The sequence below is a fragment of the Candidatus Epulonipiscium viviparus genome (assembly GCF_030708075.1).
Lineage (GTDB): Bacteria > Bacillota > Clostridia > Lachnospirales > Cellulosilyticaceae > Epulonipiscioides > Epulonipiscioides viviparus.
Genome location: NZ_CP117982.1, coordinates 2,610,025 through 2,636,917 on the forward strand (window position 1 = coordinate 2,610,025; position 26,893 = coordinate 2,636,917).

The 26,893-nt window shown below is 38.0% G+C and carries 32 protein-coding genes; 20 read left to right on the forward strand and 12 right to left on the reverse strand.

Translation table 11 applies throughout. The features are described from left to right. Positions 1–24 precede the first annotated feature (24 nt). From PCY70_RS11035 to PCY70_RS11115, 17 genes are read left to right on the forward strand one after another with little or no spacing between them, the layout of a single operon-like run. Positions 25–210, forward strand: coding sequence for a type Z 30S ribosomal protein S14 (locus PCY70_RS11035; protein ID WP_010167341.1), 186 nt, complete (start codon positions 25–27; stop codon positions 208–210). A 27-nt stretch (positions 211–237) separates the two neighbouring features. Further along, entirely contained in the window at positions 238–639 is a 402-nt protein-coding gene (gene rpsH, locus PCY70_RS11040) for a 30S ribosomal protein S8 (protein ID WP_010167340.1), read from the forward strand. A 21-nt stretch (positions 640–660) separates the two neighbouring features. Continuing rightward, on the forward strand, positions 661–1,200 hold the full coding sequence (gene rplF / locus PCY70_RS11045) for a 50S ribosomal protein L6 (RefSeq protein WP_010167339.1): 540 nt from the start codon (positions 661–663) through the stop codon (positions 1,198–1,200). A 19-nt stretch (positions 1,201–1,219) separates the two neighbouring features. Beyond that, positions 1,220–1,582, forward strand: a complete 363-nt coding sequence (gene rplR / locus PCY70_RS11050) for a 50S ribosomal protein L18 (protein WP_029488055.1) — start codon at positions 1,220–1,222, stop codon at positions 1,580–1,582. A 51-nt stretch (positions 1,583–1,633) separates the two neighbouring features. Continuing rightward, positions 1,634–2,113, forward strand: a complete 480-nt coding sequence (gene rpsE / locus PCY70_RS11055; protein ID WP_044149590.1) for a 30S ribosomal protein S5 — start codon at positions 1,634–1,636, stop codon at positions 2,111–2,113. A 9-nt stretch (positions 2,114–2,122) separates the two neighbouring features. Then, on the forward strand, positions 2,123–2,308 hold the full coding sequence (gene rpmD, locus PCY70_RS11060; protein WP_010167335.1) for a 50S ribosomal protein L30: 186 nt from the start codon (positions 2,123–2,125) through the stop codon (positions 2,306–2,308). Between the two features lie 20 nt (positions 2,309–2,328). Then, positions 2,329–2,769 (forward strand): 50S ribosomal protein L15, encoded by a 441-nt coding sequence (rplO, locus tag PCY70_RS11065; RefSeq protein WP_305767382.1) that lies wholly within the window; start codon positions 2,329–2,331, stop codon positions 2,767–2,769. Position 2,770: 1 nt separating this feature from the next. Beyond that, positions 2,771–4,027: a preprotein translocase subunit SecY gene (gene secY / locus PCY70_RS11070; protein ID WP_029488054.1), complete on the forward strand. Its 1,257-nt coding sequence runs from the start codon at positions 2,771–2,773 to the stop codon at positions 4,025–4,027. A gap of 21 nt (positions 4,028–4,048) precedes the next feature. Next, positions 4,049–4,696 carry an adenylate kinase gene (locus PCY70_RS11075; protein ID WP_305767383.1) on the forward strand — a complete coding sequence of 216 codons (648 nt, stop codon included), beginning with the start codon at positions 4,049–4,051 and terminating at the stop codon, positions 4,694–4,696. A gap of 1 nt (position 4,697) precedes the next feature. Then, positions 4,698–5,459, forward strand: coding sequence for a type I methionyl aminopeptidase (gene map / locus PCY70_RS11080; RefSeq protein ID WP_010167331.1), 762 nt, complete (start codon positions 4,698–4,700; stop codon positions 5,457–5,459). After that, positions 5,459–5,734 (forward strand): KOW domain-containing RNA-binding protein, encoded by a 276-nt coding sequence (locus PCY70_RS11085; protein ID WP_010167330.1) that lies wholly within the window; start codon positions 5,459–5,461, stop codon positions 5,732–5,734. The genes map and PCY70_RS11085 overlap by 1 nt, the downstream gene beginning before the upstream one ends. Position 5,735: 1 nt before the next feature. Further along, entirely contained in the window at positions 5,736–5,954 is a 219-nt protein-coding gene (gene infA / locus PCY70_RS11090; RefSeq protein WP_010167329.1) for a translation initiation factor IF-1, read from the forward strand. Positions 5,955–5,970: 16 nt separating this feature from the next. Then, on the forward strand, positions 5,971–6,084 hold the full coding sequence (rpmJ, locus tag PCY70_RS11095; RefSeq protein WP_010167328.1) for a 50S ribosomal protein L36: 114 nt from the start codon (positions 5,971–5,973) through the stop codon (positions 6,082–6,084). 23 nt (positions 6,085–6,107) lie between these two features. Beyond that, positions 6,108–6,476 carry a 30S ribosomal protein S13 gene (gene rpsM / locus PCY70_RS11100; RefSeq protein ID WP_010167327.1) on the forward strand — a complete coding sequence of 123 codons (369 nt, stop codon included), beginning with the start codon at positions 6,108–6,110 and terminating at the stop codon, positions 6,474–6,476. 24 nt (positions 6,477–6,500) lie between these two features. Beyond that, positions 6,501–6,908 (forward strand): 30S ribosomal protein S11, encoded by a 408-nt coding sequence (gene rpsK / locus PCY70_RS11105; protein WP_010167326.1) that lies wholly within the window; start codon positions 6,501–6,503, stop codon positions 6,906–6,908. A 42-nt stretch (positions 6,909–6,950) separates the two neighbouring features. Further along, positions 6,951–7,910: a DNA-directed RNA polymerase subunit alpha gene (locus tag PCY70_RS11110; protein ID WP_010167325.1), complete on the forward strand. Its 960-nt coding sequence runs from the start codon at positions 6,951–6,953 to the stop codon at positions 7,908–7,910. 28 nt (positions 7,911–7,938) lie between these two features. Next, entirely contained in the window at positions 7,939–8,466 is a 528-nt protein-coding gene (locus PCY70_RS11115) for a bL17 family ribosomal protein (RefSeq protein ID WP_010167324.1), read from the forward strand. A 90-nt stretch (positions 8,467–8,556) separates the two neighbouring features. On the opposite strand, the gene PCY70_RS11120 is transcribed toward PCY70_RS11115, so the two are convergent. The 12 genes from PCY70_RS11120 to PCY70_RS11175 all read right to left on the reverse strand — a co-directional run bounded on the left by PCY70_RS11120 (position 8,557) and on the right by PCY70_RS11175 (position 23,438). Continuing rightward, positions 8,557–9,669, reverse strand: a complete 1,113-nt coding sequence (locus PCY70_RS11120; RefSeq protein ID WP_010167323.1) for an ABC transporter ATP-binding protein — start codon at positions 9,667–9,669, stop codon at positions 8,557–8,559. A 322-nt stretch (positions 9,670–9,991) separates the two neighbouring features. Next, on the reverse strand, positions 9,992–10,729 hold the full coding sequence (locus tag PCY70_RS11125) for a WecB/TagA/CpsF family glycosyltransferase (RefSeq protein ID WP_010167322.1): 738 nt from the start codon (positions 10,727–10,729) through the stop codon (positions 9,992–9,994). An 8-nt stretch (positions 10,730–10,737) separates the two neighbouring features. Beyond that, complete coding sequence (csaB, locus tag PCY70_RS11130) at positions 10,738–11,811, reverse strand: polysaccharide pyruvyl transferase CsaB (protein WP_010167321.1); 1,074 nt, start codon at positions 11,809–11,811, stop codon at positions 10,738–10,740. 591 nt (positions 11,812–12,402) lie between these two features. Continuing rightward, positions 12,403–13,347 carry a DUF5693 family protein gene (locus tag PCY70_RS11135; protein WP_323132701.1) on the reverse strand — a complete coding sequence of 315 codons (945 nt, stop codon included), beginning with the start codon at positions 13,345–13,347 and terminating at the stop codon, positions 12,403–12,405. Position 13,348: 1 nt separating this feature from the next. Beyond that, entirely contained in the window at positions 13,349–13,828 is a 480-nt protein-coding gene (locus tag PCY70_RS11140; protein ID WP_010167319.1) for a DUF4330 domain-containing protein, read from the reverse strand. Further along, positions 13,825–14,289: a DUF4330 family protein gene (locus PCY70_RS11145; protein WP_305767385.1), complete on the reverse strand. Its 465-nt coding sequence runs from the start codon at positions 14,287–14,289 to the stop codon at positions 13,825–13,827. The genes PCY70_RS11140 and PCY70_RS11145 overlap by 4 nt, the downstream gene beginning before the upstream one ends. Then, positions 14,276–15,136 (reverse strand): glycosyltransferase family 4 protein, encoded by an 861-nt coding sequence (locus PCY70_RS11150; RefSeq protein WP_305767386.1) that lies wholly within the window; start codon positions 15,134–15,136, stop codon positions 14,276–14,278. Before PCY70_RS11150 ends, PCY70_RS11145 begins: the two co-directional genes overlap by 14 nt. Next, on the reverse strand, positions 15,129–16,931 hold the full coding sequence (locus PCY70_RS11155) for an O-antigen ligase family protein (protein ID WP_305767387.1): 1,803 nt from the start codon (positions 16,929–16,931) through the stop codon (positions 15,129–15,131). The genes PCY70_RS11150 and PCY70_RS11155 overlap by 8 nt, the downstream gene beginning before the upstream one ends. Continuing rightward, positions 16,921–18,399 carry a murein biosynthesis integral membrane protein MurJ gene (gene murJ / locus PCY70_RS11160; RefSeq protein WP_305768972.1) on the reverse strand — a complete coding sequence of 493 codons (1,479 nt, stop codon included), beginning with the start codon at positions 18,397–18,399 and terminating at the stop codon, positions 16,921–16,923. Before murJ ends, PCY70_RS11155 begins: the two co-directional genes overlap by 11 nt. Positions 18,400–18,419: 20 nt before the next feature. Further along, positions 18,420–19,544, reverse strand: a complete 1,125-nt coding sequence (locus PCY70_RS11165; RefSeq protein ID WP_305767388.1) for a glycosyltransferase — start codon at positions 19,542–19,544, stop codon at positions 18,420–18,422. A 63-nt stretch (positions 19,545–19,607) separates the two neighbouring features. After that, positions 19,608–22,415 (reverse strand): phosphodiester glycosidase family protein, encoded by a 2,808-nt coding sequence (locus PCY70_RS11170; protein WP_305767389.1) that lies wholly within the window; start codon positions 22,413–22,415, stop codon positions 19,608–19,610. A 12-nt stretch (positions 22,416–22,427) separates the two neighbouring features. Further along, a complete protein-coding gene (locus PCY70_RS11175) occupies positions 22,428–23,438 on the reverse strand; it encodes an LCP family protein (protein ID WP_305767390.1) in 1,011 nt (336 codons plus the stop codon). A gap of 184 nt (positions 23,439–23,622) precedes the next feature. Here PCY70_RS11175 and PCY70_RS11180 point away from each other — a divergent pair, with 184 nt between their 5' ends. From PCY70_RS11180 to PCY70_RS11190, 3 genes are all read left to right on the forward strand, one after another. Beyond that, positions 23,623–24,477 carry a deoxyribonuclease IV gene (locus tag PCY70_RS11180; protein ID WP_305767391.1) on the forward strand — a complete coding sequence of 285 codons (855 nt, stop codon included), beginning with the start codon at positions 23,623–23,625 and terminating at the stop codon, positions 24,475–24,477. A 1-nt stretch (position 24,478) separates the two neighbouring features. Beyond that, positions 24,479–25,216, forward strand: coding sequence for an elongation factor P 5-aminopentanone reductase (gene ymfI / locus PCY70_RS11185; RefSeq protein ID WP_010167309.1), 738 nt, complete (start codon positions 24,479–24,481; stop codon positions 25,214–25,216). Positions 25,217–25,400: 184 nt separating this feature from the next. Then, complete coding sequence (locus PCY70_RS11190) at positions 25,401–26,888, forward strand: RHS repeat domain-containing protein (RefSeq protein ID WP_305767392.1); 1,488 nt, start codon at positions 25,401–25,403, stop codon at positions 26,886–26,888. Positions 26,889–26,893 lie beyond the last annotated feature (5 nt).

Genomic DNA, 26,893 nt, shown 5'->3' on the forward strand with positions numbered 1-26,893 from the left:
GCTAAACTTTAAGAGGAGGTTATCATGGCAAAAAAATCTATGAAAGTGAAGCAACAAAGACCAGCTAAGTTTTCTACTCAGGCATATTCTAGATGTAGAATTTGTGGCCGTCCACATGCCTATATTAGAAAATATGGTATATGTCGTGTTTGCTTTAGAGAATTGGCGTATAAAGGACAAATCCCAGGCGTTAAAAAAGCAAGCTGGTAAATTATAGAGAAAGGAGGATTGTGAAAGATGACAATGAGTGACCCTATTGCAGATATGCTAACTAGAATTAGAAATGCGAACACTGCAAAACATGATAGTGTGGAAATTCCGGCTTCTAAGATGAAAAAAGCTATTTCAGAAATTTTGTTAGAAGAAGGTTATATTAAAGGTTATGAAGTAATAGAAGATGGTGTTAAGCAGACTATTCGTATGAAGCTTAAATACGGAAAAACCAAAAATGAGAAAGTTATTTCTGGTATTAAGAAAATCTCAAAGCCTGGCTTACGTGTATATACAGATACCGATCATTTGCCAAAAGTTTTAGGAGGTTTAGGAACTGCTATTATTTCAACTAGCAAAGGTGTAGTTACTGACAAAGCAGCTAGAAAACAAAAAATAGGTGGCGAAATTATAGCATTTATTTGGTAAAAGATAAAGGAGGTGCAGGGCATGTCACGTATTGGTAGAATGCCAATAGAAGTTCCAGCGGGAACTACAGTTACTCTTGGAGATGAAAATCTGGTTACTGTTAAAGGTCCAAAAGGAACACTAGAAAAGTCTTTTGATAAGGCGATGAATATTTCAATAGAAGATAATCATGTGATAGTTAAAAGACCAAATGATTTAAAAAGAAATAGAGCTTTACATGGTTTAACTAGAAGCTTAATTTTTAATATGGTAACCGGAGTAACTGCTGGATATACTAAAGAATTAGAAATTAACGGTGTTGGATATAGAGCTCAAAAGCAAGGTAAGAAATTAGTTTTATCTTTAGGATATTCTCATCCAGTTGAAATGCAAGACCCAGAGGGAATTACAACAACTATTGAGGGGAATAAGATTATTGTTGCAGGTATAAATAAAGAACACGTTGGTCAGTTTGCGGCTGAGATCAGAATTAAACGTCCACCAGAGCCATATAAAGGCAAAGGTATTAAGTATGTTAATGAGGTTATAAGACGTAAAGAAGGTAAAACTGGTAAAAAATAATCGGTAAAGGAGAAAACTAATGGTACACAAAGAATCACGTACTGCTATTCGCGAGAAAAAACACAAAAAAGTTCGTAACAAAATTTCGGGCACTAGCAATAAGCCAAGACTTTCTGTGTTTAGAAGCGAAAAGCATATATATGCTCAGGTTATTGATGATGTTAAAGGCATAACTATTGCTTCTGCGTCGAGTATTGCTAAAGAGCAAAAATTGGAAAAAGGTGCGGATATAGAAGCTGCTAAAAAAGTTGGTAGTTTAATTGCAAAAAATGCTATGGCAAAAGGCGTTAATGAAGTGGTATTTGACCGCGGTGGATTTGTTTATCACGGACGTGTTAAGGCCCTAGCTGATGCTGCTAGAGAAGCAGGATTACAATTCTAAAGAAAGGAGAACGATACAGTGGCAAGAAGACAATTGTTTGATTATAAATCAATGGAACTTGAAGAAAAAGTTGTTACTATTAAGAGAGTAACAAAAGTTGTTAAGGGCGGACGTACTTTTCGTTTTTCAGCTTTAGTAGTTGTTGGAGATAGAAATGGTCATGTTGGCGTAGGATTAGGCAAGGCTATGGAAATTCCTGATGCTATTAAAAAAGGAATAGAAGATGCTAAGAAAAACCTGATTTTTATCGAAAGAAATGATGTAGACAGTATTTACCATCCTCTTGTGGGAGATTTTGGTGGAGCTAGCGTTTTATTGAAGCCAGCCTTTGAAGGAACAGGAGTTATTGCAGGAGGTCCTGCACGTGCGGTGCTTGAGCTTGCTGGAATTAGAAATATTAGAACAAAATCTTTGGGTTCTAACAATAAGAAAAATGTAGTTCATGCGACTATCGAAGGGCTTGCAGCTCTTAAAACACCAAATCAGGTTGCTAAATTACGTGGAAAAACTGTTGAAGAGATTTTGGGTTAGGAGGACGACATGGCAAAGATTAAAATAACTCTTATTAAATCTACTATAGGCGCTATTCCGAAACACAAAAAAACAGTAGAGGCTCTTGGGCTTCGCAAGTTAAACAGTTTTAATATTCACCAAGACAATGCTGCAGTTCGTGGAATGGCAAGACAAGTTAGCCATCTAGTAAAAGTAGAAGAAGTTAATGAATAGAAAATAAAGGAGGTGTAAGAATGGATTTATCTAGTTTAAAACCATGTGAAGGCGCTAAGAAAGAACCTTTCCGCGTTGGTCGTGGACATGGTTCTGGAAACGGTAAATTTGCTGGGCGTGGTCGCGATGGTCAAAACTCTAGAACTGGCGGTGGCGTAAGACCTGGTTTCGAAGGAGGTCAGATGCCTTTATACAGACGTATTCCTAAGCGTGGATTTACTAATAGAAATTCTAAGGATATAGTGGGAATTAATGTAGAGCTTCTAAATCGTTTTGAAGATGGAGCAGATATTACTGTAGCTGCTATGAAAGAAGCAGGAATCGTTAAAAATCCTAGAGATGGCGTAAAAATTCTTGCAAAAGGTGAGTTAGTTAAAAAATTAAATGTTACCGCTAATGCTTTTAGCGAGGGGGCAAAGCAAAAGATTGAAGCTTTGGGTGGCAAAGTCGAGGTGATGTAGGGTGTTTAAAACTCTTAGGACGGCTTGGAAAGTACCAGATCTGAGAAAAAGAATAATGTTTACTTTTTGGATGATGGCTTTGCTTAGAATAGGAGCAATTATCCCCGCCCCGGGGGTAAATCCAACAGCAATTGAAGAAATGTTGGCTAATATTGGAGATAACAATCTACTAGGACTGATAAATGTCTTTACTGGTGGCGGGTTTTCCACTATGGCTATTTTTGCATTTGGTGTTGGGCCATATATCACATCGTCAATCATTATTCAACTCTTAACAATTGCATTTACTAAGTTAGAGGAAATATCTAAGGAAGGTGAAGACGGTAGAAAACGGATTAATAGAATAACGCGGTATTTAACGCTGGTTATTGCAACTATGCAAGGTGGAGCTACAACTCTTTTGCTCTATAATCAAAATATTTTATTGGCGCAGACGCCACTTTACTTTTGCTTAACGTTACTTTCATTTGTTGCTGGTTCATTGTTAGTTATGTGGATTGGAGAACAGATGGGTGTAAAAGGTGTTGGAAACGGGATTTCTTTGATAATCTTTGTTAATATTGTGTCAACGTTACCACAAACCGTAACCACACTGAGAAGTACAGATATACCAATTGCAGTTATAGCAGTCGCATTAATTGTAATCATGATAGGTTTTGCAGTTTTAATGTCTCTTGGAGAACGTAGAGTCCCTGTACAATATGCTAAGAGGATGTCTGGAAGAAAAATGTATGGTGGGCAAACTCAAAATATCCCTATTAAAGTAAATTTAGCTGGGGTATTACCTGTGATTTTTGCCATGTCACTCATTCAATTTCCAGAGATAGTCACCAATATATTTATAAAAAACCCATCTGAAAGTTGGCTTATGGTAATAGATAATCTTAGATGGACTACTCCTATAGGTGGAACTATATATGTAGTATTAATTTTTGCATTTGCTTTCTTTTATTCTTCGATTGCATTTAATCCAGTGGATATTGCAGCAAATATGAAAAAAAGTGGAGGATTTATTCCTGGAATTAGACCTGGTAAACCAACCTCGGATTACCTTTCAAAAATAGCGACTCATGTTACACTAATGGGTGCAATTTTTCTATCAATTCTAGCTTTAACACCTGTTCTTTTTCAAGTTTTTTTGAATTTACCAATCGCCTTTGCAGGCACCTCTTTATTAATCGTTGTAGGGGTTGCGTTGGAAACGGTCAAGGGAATAGAATCTCAAACACTTATGAGATCATATAAAGGATTTTTATAATAGAAGGGAATGTAGATAAAAATGAGACTAATTTTATTGGGAGCACCAGGAGCGGGTAAAGGAACACAAGCGGAGATGCTAACTGAGTTGTTTCATATTCCAATTATTTCCACAGGAAATATGTTTCGTGCTCATTTGTCACAAGGCACGGAGCTTGGAATAAAAGCTAAGACTTATATGGATGAAGGAAAACTTGTCCCTGATGAGTTAACTATTGAAATAGTAAAAGATAGAATTGTAAAAGATGATTGTAAAAATGGAATTATCTTTGATGGTTTTCCGCGTACAATTGCGCAGGCACAAGCGTTAGATGACCTATTAAAAGAGCTTGATATAACTCTTGACAAAGTGATTGATGTTGAAGTGCCTGATGAAGAAATTGTAACACGTATGTCAGGAAGAACAGTTTGCTCTGGATGTGGTACTCCATACCATAAGCAGTTTAAGATCGAGAAAGTGAAAGGCAGTTGTGATAACTGTAATTCCGAACTCGTTCAACGAAATGATGATAAAGAGGAAACTGTAAAGAAACGTTTGAAGATTTATCACGAACAGACCCAGCCATTAATTGATTATTATAACGCACAAGGTAAGCTTGTGGAAATTGATGGAATTGGCTCTGTTAGCTCAATTAATCTTCGGGTAAAAAAAGCGCTAGGAGTAGAGTAATATGGCAATATCCATAAAAACCGAAAAAGAGATAGCAATTATGGGAGAGGCAGCTGACATTTTAATAGAAGCTCATAAATATATAGCTAAACATATGAATGTTGGAATAACTACACGAGAACTAAATGAGTTAGCAGATAAATTTATCCGATCCTATAATGCTGTTCCATCTTTTAAGGGGTTATACGGATACCCAGCATCTGCTTGTATTTCAATTAACGAAGAAGTGGTGCACGGTTTGCCAACTGAGCGCAAATTAAAAAATGGAGATATTGTCAGTGTTGATATGGGAGTCTTTTATAAGGGCTATCATTCTGATGCGGCAAGAACTCATGCAATAGGAAATGTAGCTCCAGAAGTTTTAGAGCTTATGAAAGTTACCAAACAAAGCTTCTTTGAGGCTATGAAATTTGCTCGTTCGGGATGTCATTTGGGGCAAATTTCACAGACAATACAGGATTATTGTGAGTCACATGGATATGGAGTTGTTAGGGACTTAGTTGGGCATGGAATCGGAAAAAAAGTTCATGAAGATCCTCAAGTTCCAAACTATAAACCCAAAGGCAGGGGAGTATTACTAGAACCTGGGATGGCTCTTGCTATTGAGCCTATGATAAATCTTGGAACTTGGCAGGTATATGTCAAAAATGATGATTGGACTTATGTAACTCGAGATGGACTGCCGTCTGCACACTATGAAAATACTATTATAATTACAGAAAATGAGCCTCTGATATTGACACTCGAACCGGAGGAGAGGTAATGACTGAAAAAGTTAAAATAGGGCAACTTGTTTATTCAAAAGCGGGCAGAGATAAAACTAAGCCATTAGTAATTATAGGAATTGAAGACGAATATGCGTTTGTGGCAGATGGAAAACACCGAAAAGTTGATGCTCCCAAGCGAAAAAAAATGAAACATCTTCAATTTACTAATACTAATTTTGCTATTATAAAGAATAGAATAGTTAATGGTGAAATAATAACAGATAATGTTTTGTGGCACACAATTTGCGAGTATTTGGAAGGAGGTTTGTAACTTGGCTAAAAATGATGTAATAGAAGTAGAAGGAACGATACTTGAAAAATTGCCTAATGCAATGTTTAAAGTTGAAATCGAAGGTGGCCATGTCGTACTTGGTCATATATCTGGTAAACTTAGAATGAATTTTATAAGAGTTCTGCCAGGGGATAAAGTTACGGTTGAGCTTTCGCCGTATGATCTCACTAAAGGACGTATTATTTGGCGTTCTAAGTAGAGAAAGGAGAACTATAATGAAAGTGCGCCCATCTGTAAAAAAGATATGTGAAAAATGCAAGGTAATTAAAAGAAAAGGCCGAGTATGTGTTATTTGCGAAAATCCAAAACACAAGCAAAAACAAGGCTGATTATAAAGGAGGTGTAATTTTAGATGGCACGTATAGCAGGTGTTGACTTACCAAAAAATAAACGTGTTGAGATTGGACTAACTTATATTTATGGTATAGGCAGACCAAGTTCAAGAAAAATTTTAGAAGCAGTTGGGATAGACTTTGATACTAGAGTTAAAGACTTAACTGACGAACAAGCAGATAAAATAAGAGCGGAAATTGAAAAAACTATGATGGTTGAAGGTGACCTTCGTCGTGAAGTTGCTCTTAATATTAAACGACTTGTTGAGATTGGTTCTTATAGAGGAATTCGTCATAGACGTGGACTTCCAGTTCGTGGTCAAAAGACAAAAACTAATGCAAGAACAAGAAAAGGCCCTAAGAAAACTGTGGCTAATAAGAAAAAATAGTCGTTAAATAAAGGAGGTTAAATAATGGCGGCAGTAAAGAAAAATGCCAAAAAGTCTACTAATAAAAGACGTCGTGACAGAAAAAATGTTGAGAAAGGAATGGCTCATATCCAGTCAACATTTAATAACACAATGGTTACCCTAACAGATGCAAACGGAAACGCTCTTTCATGGGCAAGTGCTGGTGGACTTGGTTTTCGTGGTTCTAGAAAATCTACACCATATGCAGCGCAAATGGCGGCTGAAACAGCGGCAGCGGCAGCTATGGAATATGGTTTGAAACAAGTTGAAGTTATGGTAAAAGGACCTGGCTCGGGAAGAGAAGCGGCAATTCGTGCTCTTCAAGCGGCGGGTCTTGAGGTTACTTTGATTAAAGATGTAACACCTGTTCCACACAATGGCTGTAGACCACCTAAGAGAAGAAGAGTATAATTGTGCCCCAAAGAGGATTAATGATGAAGGAGGGGTTAATGGGTGTTGGAATTTGAAAAACCCAGTATTGAAATAAAAGCCTTATCAGAGGATGGTAAGTATGGTTGCTTTGTAATTGAACCGCTTGAGAGAGGTTATGGGATGACCTTAGGAAATGGACTAAGAAGAATTTTATTATCTACGTTACCTGGTTCTGCAGTAAGCAATGTTAAATTTGAAGGAGTATTGCATGAGTTTAGTACTATACCCGGTGTTAAAGAAGATGTATTAGAAATAATCTTAAATCTTAAAGGACTGTGTATTAGAGATTCGAGCGCTACTCAAGAACCTAAGATAGCATATATAGAGGTAACTGGAGAAGGTGTAGTTACAGCAGAGGATATAAAATGCCCTTTGGGTGTTGAAATTTTAAATCCTGAAATGTATATAGCAACTTTAGATGGAGATAAAAATACTAAATTATATGCAGAACTTACAATTACAAATGGACGTGGATATGAAGGCATAAGTAAATTAAAAAAGTCTGAACTTCTTATTGGAGTAATTCCTGTAGATGCAAGTTACACTCCTGTTGAAAGAGTCAATTTTAAAGTGGAAGACACCCGTGTAGGACAACAAACAGATTTCGATAGACTTACTCTTGAAGTTTTTACAAAAGGTACTATTCGTCCAGATGAGGCGATAAGTCTTGCGGCAAAAGTTTTGAGTGAGCATTTAAGTATTTTTATCGATTTATCTGAGCATGCTAAGCGTGCAGAAATTATGATTACAAAAGAAGATGATACCAAAGAGAAAACATTAGAGATGACAATTGAAGAGTTGGACTTGTCGGTTAGATCATTTAACTGTTTAAAACGAGCTGGAATCAATAATGTTCAGGATCTTACTAATAAGACTGAAGAAGAAATGATGAAAGTGCGTAATCTTGGACGTAAATCTTTGGAAGAAGTCTTTAAGAAATTGGAAGATTTAGGTCTGTCTTTGAGACCTACTGAAGAGTAACAAAAGGAAAAAGGAGGGAAAAACAGAAATGTCACAAAGAAAATTAGGACGTTATGCATCTGCTAGAAAAGCTTTACTTCGCAATCAAGTAACCAATCTAATCTATCATGGAAAGATTAAAACTACAGAAGCCAAAGCAAAAGAAATTCGAAAAATTGCAGAAAAGATTATTGCTATGGGCGTTCGTGAACACAATAACTATGAAGAAATTACTGTAACTGCAAAAGTCCCTAAAAAAGATGCAGATGGCAGACGTGTAAAAATTAAGGAAGAAGGCAAGAAAACTGAGATCGTTTTCGAAGAAGTTCAAAAAACTATTAAAAAAGATAGCCCTTCAAGACTTCATGCCAGAAGACAAATGTTAAAAGTTTTATACCCTGTAACAGAAGTTTCAAAAATGAAAAAGCGCAAAGCTGTAAAGGTTGATTTAGTGGATAAAGTTTTTAGTGAGATTGCTCCTAAATACATTGATAGAAATGGTGGATACACAAGAATCACTAAATTAGGTGCCAGAAAAGGCGATGCGGCTCCTGAAGTTATTATAGAATTAATTTAAGTAGAAGTAGCTCAATTCCTTATGGGAAGCGGGCTATTTTTTTTGCATATAAAAAGGCAGATATATTTCAATCTACCTTTTTATTAAGTATTAGTTTGTGATTGTTAATTCAGTTTCAATATCAAATAAGTGAATTTTTTCTTTATCAAAACCAAGTCTAACAGTGCTGCCTGGTTCTGCCTTACAAGAAGGATCAACTCTACCAGTCATATTTATACCCTCACAAACCATATATAGGAAGGTTTCAGAACCCAATTGCTCGGTAACTTCGACTTGTGCTTTAACTTCTGAATATTTATCAATCTCATACTCAGCAACAGTATCCAAGTCTGCAGTGTGCTCTGGTCTGATGCCTAACATTATAGTTTTTTCGATATATGGCTCAAGTTTAGCAACTTTGCTTTCTGGAAGAACTAATGAAGATTTTCCAAAAGTTAATACATAGTTGTCGCCGTCTTTACTAACAACTGTTTCGATAAAGTTCATTTGAGGAGATCCAATGAATCCAGCAACGAAAAGGTTGTTTGGCTTAGAATAAAGTATGCCCGGAGTATCTACTTGTTTAATAATACCATCTTTCATAACGACGATGCGAGTACCTAATGTCATAGCCTCTACCTGGTCGTGTGTAACGTAAATAAAGGTGGTTTGAAGTTTTTGGTGAAGCTTAGAAATTTCAGTTCTCATCTGAACACGAAGCTTTGCATCTAGGTTTGACAAAGGTTCGTCCATAAGGAATACTTTTGGCTCACGAACAATTGCACGACCCATTGCAACCCTTTGTCTTTGTCCACCAGAAAGAGCTTTTGGCTTTCTGTCTAAGCATGCTTCGATATCAAGAATTCTAGCAGCCTCACGAACGCGTTTATCAATTTCGGCTTTTGGAGTTTTTCTAAGTTTAAGACCAAATGCCATATTATCATAAACAGTCATGTGAGGGTAAAGAGCATAGTTTTGGAAAACCATTGCAATATCTCTATCTTTAGGAGCAACATCGTTACATTGCTTGGTTCCAATGTATAATTCACCTTCTGAAATCTCTTCAAGGCCTGCAATCATACGAAGTGTAGTTGATTTTCCACATCCAGATGGGCCTACAAAAATAACAAACTCTTTATCTGCTATTTCGAGACTGAAATCCTTAACTGCTGTGAATCCATTTGGATACACTTTATAAATATTCTTTAAACTTAATCCTGCCATGTTTAAATTCCTCCCTAATTAATTTTTCATAGTGAAAGTATAGCACCTTTTTGGAATAAATGCTATTCGCTTTTTTTATGAAAAAAAATCAGTTTTTTTGGTAATTATAGATACACATCTAAAAAATACATGTCAATTAGACTTAGAAGGGAAGGATGATATAAATGGACAACTGTTTTTTTTAGATATACCTAAAAAGTAATGAACTTTTATTGGTATTTGTTTTTGATATTAAAATTTTAACGGCAGCAAAAACTAATAATTATTAGTATATAATAATAAACCTAAAGATACTGGTGGGCTGTTTTTTGTTTAGAATGTCCTAGGGATTGATAGTTAGCTTACAATATATAACTTCAAATAAAAAAACAGGAAGTTTTAGCATTCGCTTTGCTCGCGAAGGCTCCTTAACTAATCTATAAAACCATTCTAACCCTAGTTGTCTAAAAATTTTGGGTGCTCTCTTTACTTTGCCTGCCATAACATCAAAGCTTCCACCAACGCCTATAGCCACTTTAATATTTTTAAGCCGTTTTCGATGCTTATTTATAAAGACTTCTTGCTTTGGTGAGCCAAGGCCGACAAGTAGAATGTTTGCCTCAGATGCGTTGATATCCCTAATAATAGATCGTTCATTTTCGGGTTGAAAATAGCCATCACAATAACCAACTACATCCATATTAGGATATTTGCTCTTCATGTTGCGGGCCGCAGATTTGGCTACTCCTGCTTCGCCACCCAAAAAGTAAAATCTGTTATTGCCTTCTTTCATAAGATTTTGTACCAAGTCATAGCCCGCAACGCGCTCGCGTAAACCGTTCTTTGTTAAAATCTTGGATGCAATGACAACTCCTATCCCATCAGGAATTACCATATCGGCAGAATTTAGAATTGCTAATAGTTCTTTGTCTTGTTTTGCACGCATTATGATTTCTGGATTTGGAGTACATATTAAACGCAAGCGATTAGACTTTGTAAGAAATTGGTTGGCAGCAAAGACAGCTTGCTGCATTGTAATATTATCCACTAATACATTTAGTATATTGAGCTGTTTTCTCATAAGATCTCCTAACTGTTTAATAATAAATTTTTGATATAATGGATTGGCTTTTGAATATCTTCTATATCTATTTGCTTTTCTCGTTCTAAGTTGATGTTTTGTCTAATATAATCTATTTGCTCTTTAAGCTTGGCAAATGAAATTTCTTCTATTTGAATTTGATGCGCTATATGCATTTCATTCATTATATTTTCTACTTTGGGGTCATAAGATAAGGCTATTACAGGAGTTTGTACGACAATTGCCATAATAAGGCTATGAAGACGCATTCCTATTATAAAATCAAAATTCGCTGTATAGCTTAGCGTTTCGTTGATGGTTAGAGGATGCTCTATAACTTTGATATGGGTGTGCCCAACATGCTTCGCAACGTATTTGGCTATTTGCGTATCCTGGCTGGGTTGCATACAAATAAAATACACATGGTACTCTTGCTTAATTAGATAATTGACAGTTTGGATGATGGCATCTACTATTTGAGCCTGATTTTTCCAAGGCCTTATATATATACCAACTGTTTTTTTATATTGCAGCTCTTTCTTTATTTTCTTATTGAGAGAGGTATCCAATTTTAAGGCAAAAACTGGGTCGGGGGATATGTCTATTGCAGTATGCACACCCATATTTATAAGCAGCTGACGAGATTTTTGATCACGCACAAATATTTGATTGACTTTGTTGGCTACTTTCTTAATTAGATACCTATTTGTTTGATGATTTACAGGACCAATACCTTGTGAATAAAAAACTACTTTCCTTTTAAAAAGAAGGGCTATTTGAACTATCAACAGATAATATGGTATGGTCTTAGGGCTTGTTATATCTTGAAGAAGACTTCCACCGCCACTAATTAGAAGATCACAGTTTTTTATGGCGCTAATAATAGAGTGGAGGCTAAATCGATTTACTGCTTGCACATTATATGCAATGGTGGTGGCTTGAGGGTTATTAGAAAGTACAACTATTTCGATATTTTTAATATTTGCTCGCAACATGTTTATTATAGCAAAAAGAATTGCCTCGTCACCCGTATTATCAAACCCATAATAACCGGATATTACTATTCGTATTTTTTTATCCATTGGTTCATCACCATTATACCACTATAAATTATCTCAAGAATCAAACGCACCCTCTCACAAACACTATGCCAATAGATCTGCTCTTCACAAATAAAGAGACGATAACATCGGTTGTATGCAGATGACATGTCAATAGTACGTCTATTGTACATAGCATACTAGACCCACCATAATCCTACACTTCAAAGAACAAAACCTACGCGAGAGAAAAACACAACACCCCAGAACCACCAAACACAGGTAACACTTAATGCTCTATACAATAAAAAACACTACAAGTGAATAAAAGAAGAAGTGATGCCCCAATCCACCACAAAAACACATATCTATTGACGGCACGGACAAACACCAACAGAAACGCAACATCCCAAAAAAAACGATATCAATTCTCAGACACTGCACTCGAAAATACTTGCCTAATAACCAGTGTTACGTAATAAGAAAGATTTCCAGCAACCAACACGCATCGACTAAAGACGCATAATAACCCACTAGACACAGACGAGACCAGAAAGCGTGCAGCCTTCCAAGTAGCAGCCCCGGAGGGAGAGCAGCCACCCACTTTTGTCGCAGAAAATACTCGCTGGGAGATTATCCCCTGTGAGAGGCAAAAAACATTACGATGGCTACACCAAAACTGAGCGCAGGAACCCAACAACAAAACCATATAAAAAAAAGCTCAATTAGAGCAGCTTTGACTCCACGAAATAAATTTATGCCAAGCCGAAAATTTGCAAACCCCAAGATAGAGCTTATGACAATAGCGCCGATTGTTGTGGTTGCCGTAATTTTTAAAAAACAGATCAACGCAGAATCCACTGGGTAGTAGGCAAATTTACAAATTGAAGCAACGGGAAAAACTATTGCAAGAATCAACGCAGCGGCTTGTAATGTATATAATAATAGATTATTTGTAATAAATATAGCATTTATACGCTTGGGAATTGTTGCGGACACAAAATATCCATCAGCTGTCGCAGAGCGAATAAAAAGTAATATATCATTCCGGAGCGCTGCTATACCAAATTCGTCCAATGTGAAGATAAAAATTGTGTTGGTTCGTTCGGTTAATGCCAAAAGATATCGGTCTACCCTATCTGGAGTTGAAATATGCGGAACTGTTTCGTCGGTGTAAAGTCTGGCATATGCAAAGTCTTGGGGAGCCGCAGTAGTGAAAAATTCGACCAAACTTACTCCATATAATGCGGCCCAATCTTCTTTGATGCCCTCTTCAAAAAATACATAAGAAAAATCGCCGTTAACAGCAGGTTCATCTCGTACAATGGGAATTATATTTAAACCAAAGTCTGCAACATCGGTCAAATATTCAACTGCAACAGTGAGGGTTGTAACCCCTAATGCCCTAAATTCTGCGACAACAATATCGATAGGCTTCAGCTCAGCTTCAGAAATTGCAAGCACGTCTTCATAGCGAATGCCAACTGATACGTACTTATTGTTTATCTCATCTAACACTCTGATGGTAGTAAGCATGAAAACGATAAGTAGTAAGAAAAAAATAACGTATCGCTTCATATTATTCAAGAATATCGATTTCCACGATTTGTGAACTAATAATGTTAACCCATTTGGTATACCAGCCTATATGTCCTCCCAAATATAATTCTGTGCCGCAGCTGCCAATAAGAAGCATATCGCTTTCACGACCTTCGGTGCGGATTTTAATATACGCTTCGTATTTATCTGGTGCCGCTAATTTGTATTGAGTGCCGTCGTTTAGCACTTCTATATCTGTATAAGGCTTCGACCATACATCTATTATTGTTCCCATTTCAGTGCCACTAGATGTATACGCAACGCCGGCTTTCTTGAGTGCATTGACGGTATAGTCTCGAACATCGCGGATAACGACGGTATATTCGATGGTTTTTGGTGTATTTACTGCCTGTATATTATTTATAGAAAATATAGGAAAAAATCTGATGCCGACCCCAATGAAAAAAGCAATGATCATAATACAAACAAAAAGGTCTACAATATTATATTTAAGTTTCATTCAATAACCTCCATTTCTAAAATATGAGCTTTTGAATTGTATTCTTTTGCTTTAATAAATAGAGGAGAGCCTACTTTGAGATTGATATCGCCGATGGTAAAGTTGCGGTCGGTTTCAACGGCGTCTACTTCGATAGTAATGTAAGCATTGTATTTGCCAGAAATGCTATCGACCATTTTGTATGCTTCTAGATGCTTATCAAAGGTTCTGATTTGAGTAACTTCGAGATCTACATCGGTGATAGTGCCTGTATATACATTGTCGACGCTAAGAAAAACTGGTCCAGGCTTAATTTTATCGAGAACAAATAGGTCGTTGGCTGCTATTTCAGTTAGGAGCCGAAGCTTTACAGTATCGGGCGAAAAGTCGATTGGACCGCGGTTTAAAATCGTGATTCCAACAATGGCAACCACAACTAAGGCAGCAACTATAAAAAAATCTATTATATTAAATCTCTTCAATGTTATTCTCCTTTTTTTCATAAAAATTTTTGGTCTTTGCAACCATTTGATGCGCATGGTGATTCTGGTTAAATCGGTTGATAGCGTTGGCGCTCATTGCTGCATACAAATCGGCATCCGAAAGCAGATCTGCTATGCGGGCAACAAAGCCGTCCGCATCTGCTTGCTCAACGACAAACCCGTTTTCGGCATTTGCGATAAGCGAGGGATTGCCTCCAACATTTGATACTACTGCAGGAATTCCGATGCTCATAGCTTCTAGCAATGAGAGGCTTTTTGCTTCTGTTGTAGAAGTGTTCAATATGATATCGGTCACATTTAATATGTCTGATACGTTTTCTACAAATCCTACTATTCGGATTGTGTCTTCATCGAGATTTTTTTGACGGATAAGCTCGCGTATGTTCTCCTCTTCGGGGCCCTCTCCTGCTATCAAAGCAATTATCACCGCATCGCATAGAAAGTTGTTGAGCCAGCGTTTGAGCTTGTTTGGTGCGGAGGCCGCCGTTTCGACGTAGTGTCTGGTATATACGATCTTGCCTATGCCCACCAATTTGGCAGATACTCGAGCTGTGAAGTTTGCATGAGTATGAACAATATCAGGACGCAGTCGCTTGAGTAAACGTGCTATTTTGTAGATGTCTTTCGCTGCCCATGAGGCGTCTTTTGCTATATCTAATTCGATAACATTTGCTCCAGCTGCGGCTAACACTGCAGCCAATTTGCTTTGCGTGGGCAACAAAAAATATAAGTCTAAGCCTGCCGCATTGGCGTTATATAAGTTTAATAAATATCTGCCAGCTCCACCAATGTTGGTATCACTACATACGTGTAAAATTTTAATCACACTCACCTCTTTTACATAATGTACTACCTAGGGTTATGATCAACCAAAATAAAAAGACAATCCGGTAGTTATAGAACGGGTAGTCAAATAATCCTTGAACAAAGAATCCTACAATGCTACACATCAATGCTAAAGCAATAATGCCGGTTTCGCTGCGTTTGTATTTGTTGAAGCAAAGCGCTAGATGCTTTTCGATACGCCACATTGAAAATAAAAATAGCACCAATCCAATAACGCCGCCCTCTATAAAAATTTGAAAAAATGCGTTATGTGAGTGCTGTGCAGGAATATAATAATAGGTATAAAAAGGATATAAATACCCAAATGACGCAGAACCAAGCCCGGCTCCAGTTAAGAAAAAGTCTGAGCCAATGCGCAATGAAGAGAGCCAGATCTTGACGCGAATTGCGGTAGATGTATCTTCCATATTGCCGATGCTTAAAATTCGTTCGATAATAGAATCTGGCAAAATGAATGGCGCTAATAATATTGCAATGATTGCTAGCCCCCAAAGCTTTCCATTATAGAATGTGATAAATATAGCAATGGCTATAGCAAGGCCGATCCAGCATCCGCGAGAGAACGTTGCCCCCAAGCATATTGCCATGGAAGCAAGCGCGCAGGCATAGAAAAAGATTGCGTGAGGAGTTTTTCGAGTAAGCAATACTCCTGCTGTAATCATAAATGCGAGTATGAGATAGACTCCCAAAATGTTTGGATTATCAAGCGTCGAGTATGCGCGGTCTGTAATCGAAAACACAGAAGGATCAATCCAATTTTGGTTTATGCCCCACCCAAATACATATTGCAAAATTCCATAAATCGAAACCAAGGTTCCGGCAATCACAAAAAGTTTGACGCATCGAATTATAATTTCGCGGCTTGTTAGTAACTGTAGCCCAACTATATAAAATCCAATAAATAGCACATACACGGCAAAGATTGAGAGGCTAGCTAGTCGCTGAAATGATAAAACAGCGCTGAAAAAATATACTATTAAAAGCCCCATCAGTATAAATCCGATGTCATCTAAAAACCACTTATGTTCTGTGTTTAAAAGATTTCGTATAAATGTTGAAACAATAACCAACACGGTCAAGCCCAATATCAACTTGGTGTCAAATATCGGCCCAGAAAGTACCAGTAAATATAAACCATAAACAGGATTTAAGAATACAAAGCCTACAATCGTGAGCCCAGCTGCTACTGCAAATGCTGCAACAACTCCCGAAAACGCCAAAACTGCAGAGCACATAAGCCCAAGTGCTACCCCATAAGTCGCAGCTAAAACTTTGTTTGCCTGATAATCGATACATACAATCTTAAAGTCGGCCATCTCAAATAATTTCGTAAATATAGCGCTCCCAGAAATGAGTTCGATCATATCTACCTTGGCTATTAAAAATATAATTGCTATCAAAAAAATAATCAATGCAGGTGCCGATACTCCAGCAGTGGCCAGCTCATAGACCGCAACGGTTAACATAAAGGCCCCGATCAAAGTTGAATTAATCCGCATCAGCATATACAAATAATTGCGAAAGTGCCGAAGTATAAAACTGTCACGTATATATTTTGCATCGAATTTTGTGGCAACAACATTAAGCTGCTGAAACGGCCAAAAGAATATTCGAAAAGTTAGGCTCTCTTGAAGCTGCAGCCGAAACGGATTCACAAATATCATATGATAGAAGATACTTTGCGCCCATAGCTTTGAAAACAATCGGCATATTTTATCCAGACACTGCGACATCCTACTGGAAGTGTATTGCTGAATCAAAAATTTATTGTCCATTTGATACTCCTTTCATTAATTCGGTTAAAATCTTTACTCTAAAAATCAATGCCAACGCAAAGTATTCGAGAGCACCTAAAATTGTGGGTACGAAAACTTTTGCGGCAGACCCAGTGAGCGATCGCTCGACATAATATACTGTGATGCCCATAATTAATCCTGCAGTAGCGATTTTGGCAAATTCTAGGTAGTCTGCTGCTGTAATTACCTTTGCAAAGAGTTGGTTCAGGTGATAAAAGTTGATTACAAATGTGGCGATTGCACCAGCTGCAATAGAAAATCCCAAGCCCATAATTCCAAAATATTTTGGCAATATAAAGCATAACGCAATGGTGAAAACTGCTCCTGTAATTCCTGCGAGCATAGCAACTCGTGCGCGATTCTTTGCGTAGAAAATCTTGTTGAGTGCCTCGTTATATGAGAATGCCAGCATGGCGAACCCAATGCTAGTTAACGCTCTGCCCGTTTGCAAGCTGTCTGCTGAAGTAAAGTTGCCGCGCTCATATGCAAAGCTGACTATCGGAACTCCTAACACAATCAGGCCAATCATAATAGGAACGATGATAAATGTAATGCTTTTTAGTATGATGCGCACCAGGGATACAAATTCATCTGTAGCGGCTCGCGCAAGATATGGATAGCTCAAGTTGGAGATAACGTAGGCGAATATTCCAGAAATTACAACGTATAGGCGGTTGGCAAGTTCCATATAACTAACTGCATTTCCGCCATCGATATATGACGCCATTTTCATGTTGATCAAAGAAGAAACGGGGTATGCCCAAGAGCTGACTAATATTGGCAATGCCAGCTTGACTGCTGCGCATATGTTTGTACTGGCAACTGCAAAGCGGATTTTGTATCGAAAGCCAAATTTATAAGCTGCTGGGATTTGAACCGCAACTTGCAATGCCCACGACACAAGCATCATTACTGCAAGCCCATATATATTGCGATTAAAACACAAGTATGCTATGACCGCGGCGTTTGATATCAAGCTTAAGATGGCAGTAATATAAAACTCTTGATTGCAATTTAAAATGCCCACCAATGTATATGCGACGCCCGTAAAAATGATCATGGGGAACATGATTTGTAACAAGCGTGTGGCAAGGTCGAGTGTGGCCTCTTCCGCACCAGAAAGTGTAAAGCTGATTATGGGGGCGGCAAATATCATTCCTGCGACAGTAACTGTTGCGGTAATCATTAGCACCAAGTTGGTGTAGTCGGTGGCAAAGTCGTTGGCTTCTGCTGCACCAGTTGTTGCAGTGATTTGAGTGTATATCGGAATAAATGCTGCACTGACGACGCTACCCAGAGTGATGTCAAACAGTGTTAAGGGAATTTTGCTTGCCGCCAAAAAGGCAGTGAGCTCAAAGCTGGCACCATATATTGATGCCAAAAATATTTCACGAAGAAGGCCTAGTACTTTGGAGATGATGGTGATTGCGGCCATAAAGCTTGCCACTTTTAGCGTGTTTCGGTAAGTCAAAGTTGGGCCCAAACCTTATCGTAGAGTTTGATGTTGTCGAGGGTCATCTTTTGGATAGAGTAATTTTTGAGAACAATCGAGCGGTTGTATTCTCCGAGAACTATTTTGTCTGGTAGGTCGATCAAAGAGAGAATATCTTGTAAAAGAATTTGGGGGTTGCTCATAATTTCACCTCTGCACGTAAAGTTAGATTCCATTGCGGTCGTGAGCTTGGTGTGGTCAAAAATTCCGATGTAGCCTTCGTTGCCTGCAATAATGGTGGGGCATTTTGCGCACATGGCTTCTAGCGCTGCACGGCTGACCCCTACAAATATATCTGTGAGTGCTAAAAATTGGTTGACTTTGGTACTGGCCCCTGCCATAACGATGTAGTTTGTGCTCAGCTGTTTGTTGATATGATTTGCTTTGGTCTGAATATATTCAAAGTCCGCACCATCGCCAACAATGACAATCTGAGTGTTTGGTTGTTGCGCATATAAATCCGACGCTAAGTCTAGAAGTTGCTGCGCGACCAAGCTGCGTTCTCTATCTAGGCGACTGATATGGCCAATTATGGTTTTGGAAGTATCGATATGAAAAGTTTCTTCTATACTATGTGTATCTAAATCTTTTCTAAAAGTTTCTGGGTTGATACCATTAATAGTAACAAAAATATTCTGAGGATTAATTTTATAGTTGTCAATCAGGTATTGTTTCAAGTCTTGGCTAACAGCGATGCTGGCCTGGCCCCAATTAGAATTGAGCCTATATATTGGGCTGGTGCTGAAAGGGGCGTGGACGCTGGTAACAAAAGGAAATTTCATAGTCTTATGGAGCAAGCCAAGCGTAAATGCAGGAATGCGTGCGTGTGCGTGGACTATATCGATTTGTTCTTTTTCTATAACTTTTTTGAACAAAATATATGAGTCTAGTATGTTCTTTGGATTTTTGTCATGCAAAGGTAGCTTTATGTGCTGTATCCCACGTTTTTTTAACTCAGCAACATATACCCCGCCGTTTGATGCAACAATTGGAGTATACCCAAGCTGCCGTAGTCCGGTGGCAAGTTCGAGAACGTGGGTTTCCACGCCCCCAATGTCAAAACTCATTGTAGCAAGAAGAATTGTTTTGTAGTTTCGCAAAGTGTTCATCCCTTTTATATGAAGAATTATTACTTGTATTGTCTCTTGTATGATTACTATCTGTCAAGGGCTTATGTTTCTAAATGTGTAATAAATTCGATTTCCCTCAACTTTAAATTGCAAAAACGAAGCTTTGGCAAGGTCATCTTCAGAAATGTTTAGACCAATAGTATTTATATAGCGAACATTATCTATAATTTGGACTTCGTTTTTGTTGCGAGTGGTGGTAATAACAAATACGTTTTTGTCTAGAGATGCGAGATAATCGTGAAATGCGGTGCCCTCTTTTGTGTTGGAAAAACCTGTAAGAGGATTATGTTCGGTAACAAGAATAATGTGGTTCTTAGAAGTATTATCTAGTACGTTCTTTATATTTGACCACCCGAGTGTATTGGTATCGATAATACTGTGGTTGCTAGTATCCAAATAGACCAATTGAACGTCTTTATATATGGTTTGCCAAAAGCCAAAATTGGTGCGATAGGCATTGAGAATATCGAGCGGGATGTTGTCTTTGGAAGCCATAATTACCTGTGCGCCATTTGCAGTGAGTGCTGAGGTGAGTGACTGCTGTAGATCTTCGGCGAGCATAAAGCTGTTGGTGTGAGTGGGGCCTATAATATTGATATAATATTCACCAGTTTGGAGCCTAAAATTTTCTGTATATAACGGATCAAATGTGTGGTCGGTGGCTGTTCCAAAATTGCCAGAGATGTTATTGCCTCGGGTTGCAGTGAGGTTGTCGAAGTAGATAGTGTTGCTAGTTTTCTTTGCGGTGGTTGGTGCAGAAATATATAGAGAAGTAACTCTTGCAGGCAGATCTATCTCCGCAGGTAGGTCGACGCTCAGCTTGCGATATTGGTCAAAGTCGAGCTCGTTTGCTAGTGTAAGGAAATATATTTTGCCGCTCTGATCCATTACCTCAATTTTTAATGTATCTGCAGAATTATTTCCTCGAACCATTAAATTTAGACGCATAGAATCGGTAGGCAATATGAGGGGGTCGGGAAATGTTACTATTGCAGTAGAGCGAGTTTTATTTGGCGAAAAGGTATAGTTTACCGCAACAGCGCGCTTGCCATGATTTGCAAACCACGTTGATGCTTTTACTGAGCCAGAAACTTGTGGTGTATCTCCAAACCATGTTGGAAGCGCATCTTCAAACGATTCGATAGACACTTCGGCGGCACCAATAACTATGCTTGCAGCAGCAGTCAGATCATGATAGCTTGCCTTAAGCACTGCAACTCCAGCTTTGGTTGATGAGATCGTATAGTTATTGATCTTGAGAAGCTCTGAAGGGTCGGACAGTTGTGCTGCAGCGATTTCGATTTGATCGCCCTCGTTGGTTGTGCCGATAATTTTAACTGTCTGTTTGGCACCAACATTCAAGTTTATGACAGCGGGCTCGATTTCTATGCCTACTAATTTTTCTGCAACATGAATTTTAACTTCAGATTCTACACCGTCTTTTGACGCTACAATAAATGCGTTGCCTGCAGTCTTGGGAACAATCGTATTGTTGTCTGTAATGTCGGCTTCGATACCTATAATCTCAATATTATAATCGCTGAGTTCGATAGGATTTGAAGATTGGTCGATTCCAGTGATTGCAAATGTTATGGGTTCGCCTACTGCAGTTATGGAGCGATCGATAGTTAGATGAATGTCGTCGAGTTTGTCGGGCTTATTGATAGAAAAGATGCCAAGGCCGTTCATAACTTTGCGTTGCGCACCATCAGATGGTAAGTTTTGTACCGAGAGATCGAATTCTCCCCTGTCTCGCGCAACCATAGTAGTGGAGCCGCCACCATCTAAATACATCGCATCCTTGGCACCTAGATCCAACAAAATTTGGATGACCTCATCATGTGTGGCACCGGCAGAGTATTGGCGCCCATCGATGGTGATAAGTAATAATTCTCCAAACTTATCTGTTGTGGCAATGAGCGTGCGGGGATGGCGGACCTGTTTTCCCACGATGTTGGCAGCGCCCAAGTAAGGATGCCCATCTTGTAAAATTAGACCTCCGCCGCCGATGCCAAATATAAGTTCGTTGATTTCAGGAAGATTATGGAAGTTTGGCAAGCTTTTGTTGCTAAGAGCAGTATCAACGTGAACTGTTACTGGCATGCCGATAGGAAATTTGCGAAACATTTCTGATGCGAAGGAGTTGTCCATCACGACTGCAAAGCCATTTTTGGGTATGTCTACTGCCCCAGAAGTTTTGTGTAAAGCCACCACACCATTTTTGATAACCAGTGTGGCAGCGCGTGGAAACTTTGCAGTAATCTCATTTGTAGTTGCAGTGTATTGATCATCCAAGACGACAGGAAGATTGAAGTATGTACCGATTTTATTGTAGCCATTTGCATAGGCAACTTCACCGTTTGAAGCATGGAGCGAAACAGTCGTATCGATATAATCCATCAGTATGTTTAAATTTTTGTCAACAAAAACGCTTGCCATATTCATTTCTGGACCCACTTCTGCTAGCTCTGTTGAGTAAATTTGCTTGACAGCGCCATCGGCAATAGCGGCGCCAAAGCTAGGGACTGTGCTGGTGAGACTGAAAAAATCAGCGTTCACAGCAGCAACAGCACCTGTATCGGTGGCCATTTTATATATTGTTTGTTTGGTATCGAAAACGCCCGCATCGATGGGTGCAACTTTAACATTAAAATTAGTTAAATCAACTTGCAATACATTAACATCAAGCCAACCAATATTTGTTACAAGGCTGGTTTGAGTGTGTAAAACCCCTTCGGTTATAATTTGTTCCTCTTTGATTTCGTGAAAAACATCGAGGGCATAGGCATCATTTGTAGCTAGAGTGGTTAATATAATCATTAATAGTATTGTTAATTTCATATCATCCTCATCCTATTCAACGTGTTCGAAAAATATGCTTTTGCTGAAATCTTCTATGGCGGCCATATCTGGAATAAAGTACGAGATATGTCCTATATACTGCCCCTTTCCAGGTAATGTATAAAAATGGAGATTGTCTAAGCTAAAGTCTTTGAGATATCCATAATATTGGAAAATTTCGGTAATTGATATATCTGTTTTAATGGAGCTAAATAAAATTTGAATTAGGTTAGGTATCTTAAGAATAATAGACGGGCTAAGTACTTTGTCAGCAAACGCTTCTAGAAATAGTTGCTGCATCTTAATTCTGTCGACATCACCACCAGGCATAGATCGATATCGAACAAACTGCTCGGCCTTGACACCGTCTAGTAACTGCGGGCCAGCTTTTAAATCGATATACAAAGCTTGAATGGGGTCATAATAATACATGTCAATCGGTACGTCAATATAAACACCACCAACCGCATCTACAATTTCGCGAAAGGCAGTTAATGAAACTATAACGTAGTTGTCTATTTGAATGCCGAGCAAGTTTTCGATGTAAGCTAATGCATAATTATCTATGTTATCTATACCAGTATATGAAGACATTTCGTTGATTTTGGTAACGCTCATTGTGTAGCCATGTTGCTTGCGCATCGCAGTTTTTTGGGCTTGAGTCCACTCAACTCGGGTATCTCGCGGAATAGAAACAAGATTGATTTTGCCGGTTATGGAGTTGTAGTTGGCAACGATAATGACGTCTGTTCGATAGCCTTGGGCGTCTGTTCCAAGTACAGCAACGGTTTTGTTTACTTCTTCTATATCGGTTGCAGCGACAGGTGTGCTGACTTGTGTAGATGCAACAGCGGTGGTGAGTGCCGCAGGATGATTAGAAGGATCTGAGGGATCTGTAGAATCGACATAGATATGTTTTTGATAGGCCCAAATGCTTCCACTAAAAATTAAGGCTAGAACAATTGAGGTGACAATAAAAGAGTTTATAAAAAAGTTAAAAAATCCTTTCGATGGTTTTTGCATAGATTACCCCTTTTTCTGTATTTTTTAATTTGCATTAATATTATGCCACTATCTTATTAAATGTTCAAAAATCCACTTAATTATACCATAAATAATATAAAAATCAATTAACCTCCCCTTGAACTAAACTACAATATTATCTAGTATATTAAATTAGATAGAAAATATTAGGAAGGACATCAATATGCTAAAAATTGGTTCACATGTTTCTATGTCTAATGGATTAATAGGAGCTGCAGAAGAAGCGTGGTCGTATGGAGCAAATACGTTTATGATTTATACAGGAGCACCGCAAAACACTAGGCGTTCTCCAATTGAGAAGCTGAAAATAAAAGAAGGTCAAGAATTTATGAAGGCCCATGGAATTAGCGATATAGTAGTTCACGCACCATATATTATTAATCTTGCTGCAGCCAAGGAAGACACTTATGCCTTCGCAAAAGAATTTTTGAAGCTAGAATTAGCTAGGACAAAGACACTAGGATCAGAATATCTGGTGATTCATCCGGGAGCATATACTTCCGCTACCTTAGACGAAGGGATAGATCGTATAGTTGCAGCAATAAATAGTGCGTTACAAGAAGATGGGCCCACGCTGTTGTTGGAAACGATGTCTGGAAAAGGAACAGAGATCGGAAAAAATTTCCACGAGATAAAGAGAATTATTGCAGGAGTTATAATGAAAAATAAGATTGGAGTCTGCTTCGATACATGCCATCTTCATGACAGCGGCTATGATATTGTAGAAGATTTCGACGGAGTTCTAAAAGAATTTGACGAATTGGTCGGAAAGGATTATATTAAGGTGGTGCATCTTAATGGCTCAATAAATGTGCGAGGAGCCAAAAAAGATAGGCACGCGAATTTGGGAGCGGATAGAACTAATCCACGAGGCGAAGATAAAATTGGGATCACTGCAATTAAAAAGATCGTTGCAAATCCAATATGCCAAAATATTCCGCTAATATTAGAAACTCCGTGGTTAGATAAAAATACTAATTTGTATAAGGAAGAGATTGAACTGTTGAGAGGGAACTAAAATGAAAAATAAGATTGTGCTTGTTACAGGTTCGTCGCGTGGGATCGGAAAGGCTATTGCGAATGCTTTTTTAAAGCAGGGGGATTATGTAATACTAAATTCGGGTAATAGCGAAGAAGAATTGATTCAAACTTATGAAGAGTTTATGTCACGGGGTTACCCATGCACTTATTATAAGGCTGATTTAGCTATATACAAAGAAGCTTTATCCTTGTTTGACTTCATAGTGGAAAAAACTGGATCATATCCAGATGTAGTAATCAATAATGCAGGCATAAGTTATTACAAACTTTTTACGGAAACCAAGCCAAATGAATGGACAAAGGTTATAAATACCAATCTAAATTCTGCATATCACTGTAGTTATCTAGCATTGCCATATATGATAAAAAACCATTCTGGAATCATCATCAATATTTCATCGATTTGGGGAAGCGTTGGTGCTTCATTAGAAGTTGCGTATTCTACGAGCAAAAGCGCTTTGCATGGGTTTACTAAGGCACTAGCAAAAGAGGTTGGGCCATCTAATATAAGAATCAATGCAATAGCCTGTGGGTGGATCGACACTGGAATGAATAATCTATTTGACAACGAAGATAGAGCGATATTTTTAAACGACGTACCGTTGATGCGAGCAGGAAGTGTAACGGATGTTGCCAAAGTTTGTTTGTTTCTGGCAAGCGATAATGCAAGTTATATTACGGGGCAAATCATTACACTCGATGGGGGGCTAACCTAAGAAATTGATGTAGCAGCTGTAGATGATACAGTTGCTGCATTACAAAATAATGAGAGGGGTGAATGTAAAGTTGGTGGTTTACCTTTACATTTTTTTATGCTAAGATTAAGAAAAATTATATACAAGAAAAAGGACCCGAACATAAGATAGTAGTATGATGAAAAAGTAGAAAGGAAAAATTATAATGAAAAAAATTTTAATGTCTAAATTGATAGCAGCAACTGTTTTATTAAATATTTCGCAAATAGCAAGTGCTGTTGAGATTCCAAAACCAGAGGCATTTGAACTTCTTCCTGCTTTAGTACATGTATTTCCAGAACAGGCAGAAGAAGCAGAAGACAAAGAAATTGACCCCGATATAGAAGTAGAAAGCAATCTTATTGCAAAGCAACACTATTGGGGTGGAGAAGTTGGGCTTATAGAAACCTATGTCTACAATGAGTCTGATCAGTTAATACAAAAAATTGAAACAGAAGGAAATACGCAGTTAATAACAGAATACAACTATAATAAAAATGGTGACTTGGTACAAAAAGTTAGTTCTAATGGTGAAATAATAGATTATTTATACAATAAATGGGGAAATATGGTTCAGGAAATACGCCATCATGATATCTACGAAACAACAACAACGTATACTTATGAGTATGACGATTATAACAACCTAACAAAGAAGGCGTTTTTTAATACCCGAGACCAAATAGATGCGGATACCTATGTGTACAATGATCGGGGGTTGCTGAGCGCTGAATATATAGAGGGAAATAAATATCCTCGATGCAAATATTTTTATGATGAAAATGACAATTTGATAAAGATAGAGTATTATGTGGTAGAGAAAAAGTTGGCTACAAAAGAATTGTCATATGAAACTACCTATACATACGATGAGCTGGGTAGATTGATTCAAGATGATTTTTATACTTATGAATATGATGATTATGGAAATATCGCAAAACAAGTATCGATATTTGGTGCAGAAAGTTTTTATACTGATTACGTATACGAACACGTTGAGTTAGAAAAGTCCGAAAAGATAGATGCAATTATAGATTCTATAGAGATACCGACAACGCTGGGTGATGCAGAAAATAATATGACAATACCTGTAGTAACCGGCACGGCAATAGTAGATGGAGCAGCAGAAGAATCTACAACTGCAATAGTAGATGGAGCAGCAGCAGAATCCACAACTGCAATGGACTGGAAACAGGAATATATAAATTTCATATCAACCCATGCGCCGATACCGAGCATGTTTCAAACAGATTTTTACAAATTGGTGCATATAGACGACGATGAAATTCCGGAATTATATATAGATGGGCAATATGTAAGTGACATTCAGTATATACTGGCAAGTGGGGGGAGATATTTAGCCCTCTCTACATACGGACTAGAAGATGTGTATTACATTCCAAATTCAGGAAATTTGGTTGTAGATCAATGGCTGTCTGTTGAAGAATATAAATTAACAAAAGATGGATTTGAATTGGTAGAAGAGATTAATTCATATGGCTTTGAAGATAAATCGATTATATTGGATTTTGGTGTAGTAACGTATGGCTTTGAAGATATGAGGCAAGCGATGACAAAGGATTCTGTGTTGATGGGAGTTGAAGAGGAGCTTAAATCCTATCAGGAAATAATAGAAGAGATTGAGAATTATTAAACAGT

Bases quoted from the DNA above. Each gene is read 5' to 3' on its own strand.
- PCY70_RS11035 (WP_010167341.1), top strand. From the start codon at position 25: ATGGCAAAAAAATCTATGAAAGTGAAGCAACAAAGACCAGCTAAGTTT.
- rpsH (WP_010167340.1), top strand. From the start codon at position 238: ATGACAATGAGTGACCCTATTGCAGATATGCTAACTAGAATTAGAAAT.
- rplF (WP_010167339.1), top strand. From the start codon at position 661: ATGTCACGTATTGGTAGAATGCCAATAGAAGTTCCAGCGGGAACTACA.
- rplR (WP_029488055.1), top strand. From the start codon at position 1,220: ATGGTACACAAAGAATCACGTACTGCTATTCGCGAGAAAAAACACAAA.
- rpsE (WP_044149590.1), top strand. From the start codon at position 1,634: ATGGAACTTGAAGAAAAAGTTGTTACTATTAAGAGAGTAACAAAAGTT.
- rpmD (WP_010167335.1), top strand. From the start codon at position 2,123: ATGGCAAAGATTAAAATAACTCTTATTAAATCTACTATAGGCGCTATT.
- rplO (WP_305767382.1), top strand. From the start codon at position 2,329: ATGGATTTATCTAGTTTAAAACCATGTGAAGGCGCTAAGAAAGAACCT.
- PCY70_RS11075 (WP_305767383.1), top strand. From the start codon at position 4,049: ATGAGACTAATTTTATTGGGAGCACCAGGAGCGGGTAAAGGAACACAA.
- map (WP_010167331.1), top strand. From the start codon at position 4,698: ATGGCAATATCCATAAAAACCGAAAAAGAGATAGCAATTATGGGAGAG.
- PCY70_RS11085 (WP_010167330.1), top strand. From the start codon at position 5,459: ATGACTGAAAAAGTTAAAATAGGGCAACTTGTTTATTCAAAAGCGGGC.
- rpmJ (WP_010167328.1), top strand. From the start codon at position 5,971: ATGAAAGTGCGCCCATCTGTAAAAAAGATATGTGAAAAATGCAAGGTA.
- rpsM (WP_010167327.1), top strand. From the start codon at position 6,108: ATGGCACGTATAGCAGGTGTTGACTTACCAAAAAATAAACGTGTTGAG.
- rpsK (WP_010167326.1), top strand. From the start codon at position 6,501: ATGGCGGCAGTAAAGAAAAATGCCAAAAAGTCTACTAATAAAAGACGT.
- PCY70_RS11115 (WP_010167324.1), top strand. From the start codon at position 7,939: ATGTCACAAAGAAAATTAGGACGTTATGCATCTGCTAGAAAAGCTTTA.
- PCY70_RS11120 (WP_010167323.1), bottom strand. From the start codon at position 9,669: ATGGCAGGATTAAGTTTAAAGAATATTTATAAAGTGTATCCAAATGGA.
- PCY70_RS11125 (WP_010167322.1), bottom strand. From the start codon at position 10,729: ATGAGAAAACAGCTCAATATACTAAATGTATTAGTGGATAATATTACA.
- csaB (WP_010167321.1), bottom strand. From the start codon at position 11,811: ATGGATAAAAAAATACGAATAGTAATATCCGGTTATTATGGGTTTGAT.
- PCY70_RS11135 (WP_323132701.1), bottom strand. From the start codon at position 13,347: ATGAAGCGATACGTTATTTTTTTCTTACTACTTATCGTTTTCATGCTT.
- PCY70_RS11140 (WP_010167319.1), bottom strand. From the start codon at position 13,828: ATGAAACTTAAATATAATATTGTAGACCTTTTTGTTTGTATTATGATC.
- PCY70_RS11155 (WP_305767387.1), bottom strand. From the start codon at position 16,931: ATGGACAATAAATTTTTGATTCAGCAATACACTTCCAGTAGGATGTCG.
- PCY70_RS11170 (WP_305767389.1), bottom strand. From the start codon at position 22,415: ATGAAATTAACAATACTATTAATGATTATATTAACCACTCTAGCTACA.
- PCY70_RS11175 (WP_305767390.1), bottom strand. From the start codon at position 23,438: ATGCAAAAACCATCGAAAGGATTTTTTAACTTTTTTATAAACTCTTTT.
- PCY70_RS11180 (WP_305767391.1), top strand. From the start codon at position 23,623: ATGCTAAAAATTGGTTCACATGTTTCTATGTCTAATGGATTAATAGGA.
- ymfI (WP_010167309.1), top strand. From the start codon at position 24,479: ATGAAAAATAAGATTGTGCTTGTTACAGGTTCGTCGCGTGGGATCGGA.
- PCY70_RS11190 (WP_305767392.1), top strand. From the start codon at position 25,401: ATGAAAAAAATTTTAATGTCTAAATTGATAGCAGCAACTGTTTTATTA.